The organism is Myxacorys chilensis (assembly GCF_059505265.1).
Genome location: NZ_JCACKG010000176.1, coordinates 99120 through 107372, shown reverse-complemented (window position 1 = coordinate 107372; position 8253 = coordinate 99120). Strand labels below are relative to the sequence as shown.

7 protein-coding genes are annotated in these 8253 nt (G+C 49.5%); 5 read left to right on the top strand and 2 right to left on the bottom strand.

Annotated elements, in window-relative coordinates; translation table 11 throughout:
• The 5 genes from AC5JLB_RS14560 to AC5JLB_RS14540 all read left to right on the top strand — a co-directional run.
• Positions 1-180: hypothetical protein (locus tag AC5JLB_RS14560; RefSeq protein WP_495874547.1), on the top strand; the 180-nt coding region annotated here is incomplete at its 5' end.
• Positions 181-241: 61 nt separating this feature from the next.
• Complete coding sequence (locus AC5JLB_RS14555; RefSeq protein ID WP_495874546.1) at positions 242-763, top strand: aspartyl/asparaginyl beta-hydroxylase domain-containing protein; 522 nt, start codon at positions 242-244, stop codon at positions 761-763.
• Positions 764-926: 163 nt separating this feature from the next.
• The gene (locus tag AC5JLB_RS14550; protein WP_495874545.1) at positions 927-1553 is read left to right on the top strand and encodes a precorrin-8X methylmutase; all 627 of its coding nucleotides are present in this window, start codon (positions 927-929) and stop codon (positions 1551-1553) included.
• Positions 1554-2106: 553 nt separating this feature from the next.
• A complete protein-coding gene (locus AC5JLB_RS14545; protein ID WP_495874544.1) occupies positions 2107-3537 on the top strand; it encodes an efflux RND transporter periplasmic adaptor subunit in 1431 nt (476 codons plus the stop codon).
• Positions 3538-3569: 32 nt separating this feature from the next.
• Positions 3570-6875, top strand: coding sequence for an efflux RND transporter permease subunit (locus tag AC5JLB_RS14540; RefSeq protein ID WP_495874543.1), 3306 nt, complete (start codon positions 3570-3572; stop codon positions 6873-6875).
• 29 nt (positions 6876-6904) lie between these two features.
• Here the strand turns inward: AC5JLB_RS14540 and AC5JLB_RS14535 are convergent, their stop codons facing one another.
• The gene (locus tag AC5JLB_RS14535; RefSeq protein ID WP_495874542.1) at positions 6905-7405 is read right to left on the bottom strand and encodes a hypothetical protein; all 501 of its coding nucleotides are present in this window, start codon (positions 7403-7405) and stop codon (positions 6905-6907) included.
• A 186-nt stretch (positions 7406-7591) separates the two neighbouring features.
• Complete coding sequence (locus tag AC5JLB_RS14530) at positions 7592-8248, bottom strand: class I SAM-dependent methyltransferase (RefSeq protein ID WP_495874541.1); 657 nt, start codon at positions 8246-8248, stop codon at positions 7592-7594.
• Positions 8249-8253 lie beyond the last annotated feature (5 nt).

Here is an 8253-nt window from a genome sequence, read left to right as displayed (position 1 = left end):
AAAACCACTCTACGAGACGACATTGCGCAAGGGCTAGAGTTCGTGCGGTTTGTTTGGCGCATCTCCAGTCGCATTCGAGGTAGCTGGAATCGGTTTCGGTTTGTGGTGGGTCTGATTTTTTGGAAACCGTTTTTACCCGACGATCCTTCGGAGCTTGGCACAGCCAATCGCGATTCGTAGACAATTGCAATCTGTAGAGGAGATTTACTCCTAACCCCTGTCTGTGTGATGGAGCAACATAGTGTATTACGACCCCTATCAATTTGACTTTGTATCGCGACTTGAAGAAAATTGGCAGACAATTAGAGCCGAATTAGATCGGTTGGGGTCTAACGATTTCGTTCCCTATCCAGAAAAATATCTTCTTCAAAAGAGGACTGGATGGGAAATTTTTGGCATCTACTTTCTCGGCGTCAAGATTGATGTCAATTGCGAGCTTTGCCCGGAGACTGCGAAACTGGTTAAGTCTGTTCCAGGTATGATTACGGCAGGCTTTTCCCGGCTTGCTCCTGGGGCACATATTGTTCCTCATGCAGGTAAACCGACTAATGTGTTTCGCTGCCACTTGGGGTTGGATGTACCTGAAAAGTGTGCCATGCGAGTCGCAACAGAGATCAAGCAGTGGGTCAACGGAAAGGGGATGGTGTTTGATGACACCTCAGAGCATGAAGCTTGGAATCTCAGCGATCGACACAGAGATATTTTGCTATTAGATTTCAGAATTCCTGAAGGTTTCGAGGTAATTCGCGCTTCGCAACATTAATATAATCTCATCAATGCATTAAGTTGAGACGCCACGGGTAAACTGAGAAAGTCAATCACAAACTGTCAATCACAAACTAAGGGTACTTTCATCGCGTGCACCCTCTTTTTTGCGATTCAGACTACAGGTTAAGCCCTATCTAAAACAAATCATCTAAAACAATATGGAGTGGCACGTAACAGACGCGCAAAGTTTGGCAATCATCGATCGCGAAATTGGCGATCACGTTCTTTCACCCGCAGAATATGAGATTGTGCGGCGAGTCGTTTACGCCACGGCAGACTTTGAGTACAAGTCGCTAATTCACTTTTCTGACTTGGCATTGCAGTCTGGGGCTGCCGCTCTCGCCGCGCGGACGACCATCATTGTTGATGTGCCCACGGTGCAAGTTGGCATTAATACCACAATTCAAACCACGTTTTCAAATCCAATCTATTGCAGCATAGAGGCAATTACTCGGCCTCAGAAAGAAAAAACAAAATCCGCATGGGGCATTCAAACCTTAGCTCGTCGCTATCCTGAAGGAATCTTTGTCGTCGGACAATCGCAGACTGCCTTGTCTGCTTTGGTTGAATTGATTGACGCTGAAGAAATTAAGCCTGCCCTAGTTGTTGCGACTCCTGCGGGATTTATTGATGCCGATCTCGCTAAAGCTCGATTAGAAGAATCGTTAGTTCCGCATATTCGGACGCAAGGGCGTAAAGGAAGCGCCGTGGTTGCGGCTGCGATCGTCAATGGTTTAGTCGATCTAGCATGGCAAGCCTACGGTAGTGAAGGAAATGGTGGGTAACTGGAACAGATTGAGTTAAAAATTCCTTTCGACGGCATAGGGAGCAACAGTGAAGCGCCAATGCGGAATTCAGTAGGGAAAGGGATGAAGGGCAAGGCAACGAAGTGGATTGCCACTTCCTCTTTGAACCTCCCTCTTTGAACCAGCGCATGAACCTGGTAAGCTTGTATTGGTTACCCACTCGCACGGCTGAAAAAAACTTGTAACACGCTGCTCGTAATAAGTGTAGAGCAACGTGGTAGCAGCAAAGGAAGCGAAAACCCCAAAAGATGAATAAGACCGTTCTTGTTAGCTTCAGTTGGCAGTTGCACTTCAGCGAAGCAAGGTGGGTACTTCACGATAGTGTCTTAGATGGGGTAATGTTTGTCTAGGTTCGCCTTAAACCTGACTTGTACATGAGGAGAAGTTTTTGCCGGTAGCAGCCAATTCGCTATAAACAGTTGTCGTACTACAAACAGTTGCCGTACTGCTACATTAGTCCTGTTGCTCAGTTAAAGGGTTCAATTTCTAACGCTCCGATTGTACTTCCACACCAGACCAGGCTGGACAATTCATGAATGGCGAAGAAACCAATCAAAAATTGACCGTTCAAACTCCTACTGAGGTAGACATCCCGTCTTCCAAGCAGGGAACTCCGCCTCCACGCTGGCGGCGATTTCTCCTTCCTGCCCTAATTGGGTTAGCGATCGTGGGTGGAGTCGGCTGGATTGTGTTTAACCGGCTCATTCTGCCGATGATAATGGCAAGCCAAATGAAGGCTCAGCCCACCCCCGTACCGCTCGCCAATCCTCAAACAGCCACCATCGAAGATAGTTCAGACTATGCCGCAAATCTAGACTCGCGACAGTCTGTGACGCTACAACCCCGCGTTTCAGGGCAAATTTCAGCCATCTATGTAAGACCTGGCGATCGAGTGGAAGCAGGGAAACCGATCCTGCAAATTGACGCGGCTGAACAACGTGCCCAGGTTGCGAGTCGTCAAGCTGCCACTCAGACGGCGGCGGCTGAGATTGAATCGGCTCAAGCAGATGTAAACAACGCCAACGAAACCTTACAATCGCTTGTTGCTCGACGCGAGACAGCCGTCGCAAACGTGCAGTTAAATCAGCGAGAGTATGATCGGTATCTAGAGCTTCAGCGCCAAGGGGCAACCAGTAGGCAAGTTCTAGACCAGCGGCTAAATGCTCTGCAAACGGCGCGAGCCGCCCTACGAGAAGCAGAAGCAGAACTTCAAGCACAACGCTCCGCGATCAATCGCGCTAAGACAACAGTGCTGAGGAATCAACGCGCTTTTGAGCAAACCCAGGCAAATGTTGCCGAAGGACAAGCCCAACTGCAGTACTACACGATTACTGCCCCCTTCTCAGGGACGGTCAGCGATATTCCGGTCAAGGTGGGAGACACAGTCAGCAACAGCACCCAGCTTTTCAACATTACTCAAAATGAGCAGTTAGACATTCAAATTCAGATTCCATTGGAGCGCTCTTCTGCTTTGCGGCTGGGGTTGCCTGTGAAACTGCTAGACGATCAAAGCCGAGAGATTCAAACCGGGCGGATTTCGTTTATTGCGCCGAATGTCGATCCGGCTACTCAGTCGGTGCAGGTTAAGGCACGGTTTGAGAATGGCGCAGACAAATTTCGCACGTCGCAATTTGTTCGCGCCAGAGTGGTGTGGAGTAAGCGCCCGGGCATCCTCGTGCCGACAACCGCGATTTCTCGCTTAGGCGGAAGAGATTTCATGTTCGTTGCGGCTCCGTTTAAGGAGTCGGGCTGCACCGCACCGGCTCAGTCGCCGTCAGGCCCAGCCGCTGAAGTAAGTCCTGATCAACTCGTTGCTGCCCAAAAGCCGATCCAGCTAGGCAAGATTGTCGGCAACAATCAAGAAGTTTTAGAAGGGATTCGTGAGAGCGATCGCATTGTAACGGCTGGCATTCTGCAATTGCAAAACTGTACGCCGATCTCGGATGGAGCGCAAGCTCAATAGGGATTGGAGTTGTCTCTACAGGCACTGGCATCATGATTCTGTCAATTTCTAATTTCTTCATCAAGCGTCCCGTTTTTGCGACCGTTTGTTCGATCATCATCATGCTGTTGGGAATTGCTTGTATTCCAACGTTGCCGATCGCGCAATACCCAGAGATTGCCTCCCCTCAAGTCACGGTTACCTCAAACTATGTCGGCGCAAATGCGGAAGTTGTGGAATCGACCGTGACAAATATTCTAGAGCGGGAATTGAACGGCATTACCGGTGTCAGGTATATCAAATCTACGAGTGACAACACGGGAACGAGCAACATTACCCTGACGTTTGATTTAGGGCGCGACCAAGACCTCGCCGCCGTTGATGTTCAAAATCGCGTCTCTACTGCGCTGTCGCGATTGCCAGCGCCTGTGAACCAAACAGGCGTGCAGGTGACAAAAACAAATAACAACTTTCTGTTAGCGATCGGGCTGTATGCCGAGCGTGACCAGAAAACGGGACAGGATCTCTACGATGATATCTACTTGAGCAACTATGCTGACCTTTACCTTGCCGATGCCGTTAGGCGGATTAAAGGCGTGGGCGAAGTGCAGATTTTTGGCGAGCGCACCTATGCCATGCGACTTTGGCTCGATCCTGAGCGACTGGCTAGCCGAGCTATTACACCGCAAGAGGTCGTAACGGCACTCCAGCAGCAAAACCTACAAGTGGGGGCAGGGCAAATCGGACAGCCGCCTGCCCCGTCCGGACAGCAGTATCAATATTCGGTGACTGCCCAAGGACGACTCAAAACCGCCGAAGAATTTAATAATGTCGTAGTCAAAACGACTGACACAGGAACACTCGTTCGGCTGAGAGATGTGGGCCGGGCAGAACTGGGTGCAGAAAACTATGGTTCGGTGCTACGGTTCACGCCCAACGATCGAATCACTCACCGAGGAGTCGGGCTAGGCGTCAACCAGCAGTTTGGCAGTAATGCGCTAGATGTTGCCAAAGCAGTTAAAGAAGAAATGCAGCAGCTTGCGGTAAATTTTCCGCCGGGGATGAAGTATGCGATTGCATTTGACACCACTACATTCATTGAAGCGGGCGCTAGAGAGGTGGTGCAGTCACTGATTGCAGCCGTGATTCTGGTAGTCCTCATCTTGTTTTTATTTTTACAAGATTGGCGAGCTGCCTTCATTACTTCGATTGTGATTCCAATTGCATTTATTGGCACATTCATCTTTGTTAAACTACTGGGCTTCTCGATCAACACGTTGACATTATTTGGATTGACGCTGGCGACTGGATTGGTGGTTGATGATGCCATTGTGATCATCGAAGACATTACTCGCCGGATTGAAGCGGGACTGCGACCGAGGGAAGCCGCGATCGCCTCGATGGACGTGCTGTTTAGTGTTGTAATTGCGACATCGCTGGTTCTGATTACCGTGTTTGTCCCGGTTGCCTTTTTTCCGGGAACAACGGGGCAACTCTACCGACAGTTTGCGCTGACGATCGCGTTTTCAATTACGGTATCCACGTTTAATGCGCTCACATTCACGCCGATGTTGTCAGCGTTGCTGTTACGACCAAGGCAAATGCCGATTCGTGATAATTGGTTTTTCAATCGAATTAATTGGGCGATCGATAAAACTCGCGAAAGCTATGGTCGGAATCTCAACCGAGCAATTCGTCGGAAAGGACTCGTCCTGACCGTTTTTGCAGGCGCACTGGCGCTGACCTATTTTGTGTATAACTTTGTTCCTCAAGCCTTCATTCCCGATGAAGACCAGGGCATTTTTATTACCGTCGTTCAGGCACCAGAAGGCGTATCGCTCGATTACACAGAAAAAGTGTTGGAGAAAGCTGAAGCTATCCTGAAAGAACAGCCCGAAGTGACGAACATTTTTGCGGTGGGCGGATTTAGTTTTGGAGGCGCAACTCCTAACAACGGCTTGATTTTCACAACCTTAAAGCCGTGGGAAGAACGAACAGGCGCGAATCAAACGCTTGCTGCGATCATTGGTGGATTTTTTCCGCAACCCTTTGGACTGTTTCCTAAAATGGCCTCAATTCAGGAGGCAACGGTGCTTCCCTTTAACTTGCCCGCTGTCCCAGGGATTGGCAGTTTTGGCGGATTCGAGTTTCACTTGCAAGATCGCAGGGGTCTAGGGTTTGATGCTCTCGGGGAGACGCTGGGCAAATTTATCACACGAGCAACTGCGTATCCTTCGGCGCAAAATCCTCAGCTCGCTGGTTTGCGACCCAATTTCAATGGAAATACACCCCAGATCTCCGTTGAGGTCGATCGCGTTCGAGCCACTCAGCTTCAAGTTTCACTCGAAGATATCTTCAACACGCTGCAAATCTTTTTAGGTTCTACTTACGTTAACGATTTCAACCAGTTCAACCGCGCTTATCGGGTGTATGTGCAAGCCGATCGCCAGTTTCGCTCAAATCCTGAGGACATTAAACGGCTCTATGTTCGCAGCGCTGGCACAAACGGGGCTCCCGGACAGATGATTCCTTTGAGCAACTTGGTGAAGATCACCCAAACTAACGGTCCGTCAATTATTAATCACTACAATCTGTTTCGCTCTGTTGAAATTAACGGAGCGCCCGCCCCCGGATCGAGTTCAGGACAGGCTATCAAGGCAATGGAAGCGGTTGCTCAAGAAACGTTGCCGCGCGGATTTGATTTCCAGTGGTCAGGGCTATCGCTAGAGGAATTAGAGTCGGGCGGGGCTGCGGTTTTTATTTTTGGATTGGGGATTGTGTTTGTCTTCCTAACGTTGGCAGCGCAGTATGAGAACTACATCGATCCAATCATTATTATGCTGACGGTGCCCCTCGCCATTTTAGGCGCACTGCTAGCAGTTGTGCTGCGCGGCACAGCAAACGATGTCTATACCCAAATTGGATTTGTCATGCTGATCGGCATGGCCAGTAAGAACTCTATTCTGATCGTTGAATTTGCCAATGAAGAACGAGAAAGAGGAAAGGGGATTGCCAGTGCTGTGGTTGAGGCGGGACGAGAACGATTGCGCCCAATTCTGATGACGGCGATTTCAACGACAGTCGGTGCGGTTCCGCTCGTGATTGCCACAGGTCCCGGAGCGGCGGCTCGTCAATCGTTGGGAACCGCGATCGTAGGTGGAATGGTTGTAGCAACGTTTCTCAGCTTGTTTATTGTTCCTGTGCTGTACATTGTTATCAAGTCAACCGAGGCTCGGTTTAAGCGATCTCCAAGACCTATTCGTGTAGATGAAACGCGAGATGGACATGGCAGCAATCAACCGAGCAGAGAAACCGCAACGAGCCACTCCTCCTCTGACGGGGATGGACATACGCCCTAGATGCGACATGAGGGACGCCCAACAATTCACTAGCTTCTACTGGGAAGCTGAATCCTGGCTGTGCCAATTGGAATATCGCCGCGCAGTCCGACCCGTTGACCCGTTACGCCGTAAAGCAGAATTCCATCGTTTGAGGTTTTCATCTGCACTTCTCTGAACTCTACTTGTAAGTAACCTCCCGGAGCCACGGGCTGATCGAACGCGATCGCCAATCGATTCTGACTCAAGTTGATCTTGGATGGCACTTCCTTACCCGACTGGTCGATCACCCGGACTCCATTAAATTTCTCCATCTGGCTGGGAATGGAAATTATTAGGTTTTCCAATGACATTCCAATCACGGCAACTCGGATAAAGTGAGTGCTACCTCGTACACCCGAATTGGTGATCATTGGCGCACTGAAGTTAAACACCATTGATGATTCAGTTTGAGCAAGTTGTGCCTGAGTCCCATTGGTAGATTGAGCCAATGCTGCGGGCGCTGTAGTGAGCATAAGAGCAAACAACCCGCTATAGATTAAGCCTTTCATAGAAGCTCCTCAGAGTAGATAAATCAATGATGGTCTGACTGAATGACTGTCAACGGCCATTGATCAATAGATTGACTTACTACACTGAGATAAAACTGATAGATAAATGAAAGCAGTCTGAGAATTGAGGGCTGAAAAACTCATTCAATATCTATTCAGCGATCGCTCTGACCTAGAAAAGGACTCCTATAGCTCCGTAGATTTCCTAAACACGAGCGCAATGAACGTATAGTGCTTGTCGTACCAAGAAACCGTTGATTCGGCACAAGCTGGAATTTCTACCTGGCGATCTAAGACCAGACCGTGACTGGAGGCACATGCGATCGCTTGCTCAATTTCGGCTTGCGAGAACACCGTCCAAGATAGCCCAAACGGTTGAATATACGACTCCACCGCAATTTTGTCCTCCCAATAGTCCGTCGTGACAAACAACAGCCCACTCGGTTTCAGCAGCCGATGTGCCTCCCTAAAAAATTGATCGAGATTGACGCCATGTTCAATTACAGAAACACTAACGGCAACATCAAACTGCTCATTTGCAAACGGAGTGGCTGTTAAATCCCCTTCATGGAGTTGATAGGGACGATCCTGTAGCGACTGCTTAATGAGTAGATCAATCCCGTGCAAATTCTCAAACTCCATCGCCGCCAGAAAGTCTAGCGTGCAGCAATCACCGCAGCCCAGATCGACAAGGCTAGACTGCCGATCTTGATCGTGCAGCAGTTGATACAGCCACCACTGATCCCAATTCTTCTCGGTCGTGATGTGAGTCGGCAGCCCGGACTTCTGGAGCTGCTGCGTCGCCGCCTCAACCTCCTGGCAATGTTGCAACACCTTGATCACTAGCT

Coding starts and splice junctions, on each gene's coding strand:
- AC5JLB_RS14550 (WP_495874545.1), top strand. CDS start 927: ATGGAGTGGCACGTAACAGACGCGCAAAGTTTGGCAATCATCGATCGC.
- AC5JLB_RS14545 (WP_495874544.1), top strand. CDS start 2,107: ATGAATGGCGAAGAAACCAATCAAAAATTGACCGTTCAAACTCCTACT.
- AC5JLB_RS14540 (WP_495874543.1), top strand. CDS start 3,570: ATGATTCTGTCAATTTCTAATTTCTTCATCAAGCGTCCCGTTTTTGCG.
- AC5JLB_RS14535 (WP_495874542.1), bottom strand. CDS start 7,405: ATGAAAGGCTTAATCTATAGCGGGTTGTTTGCTCTTATGCTCACTACA.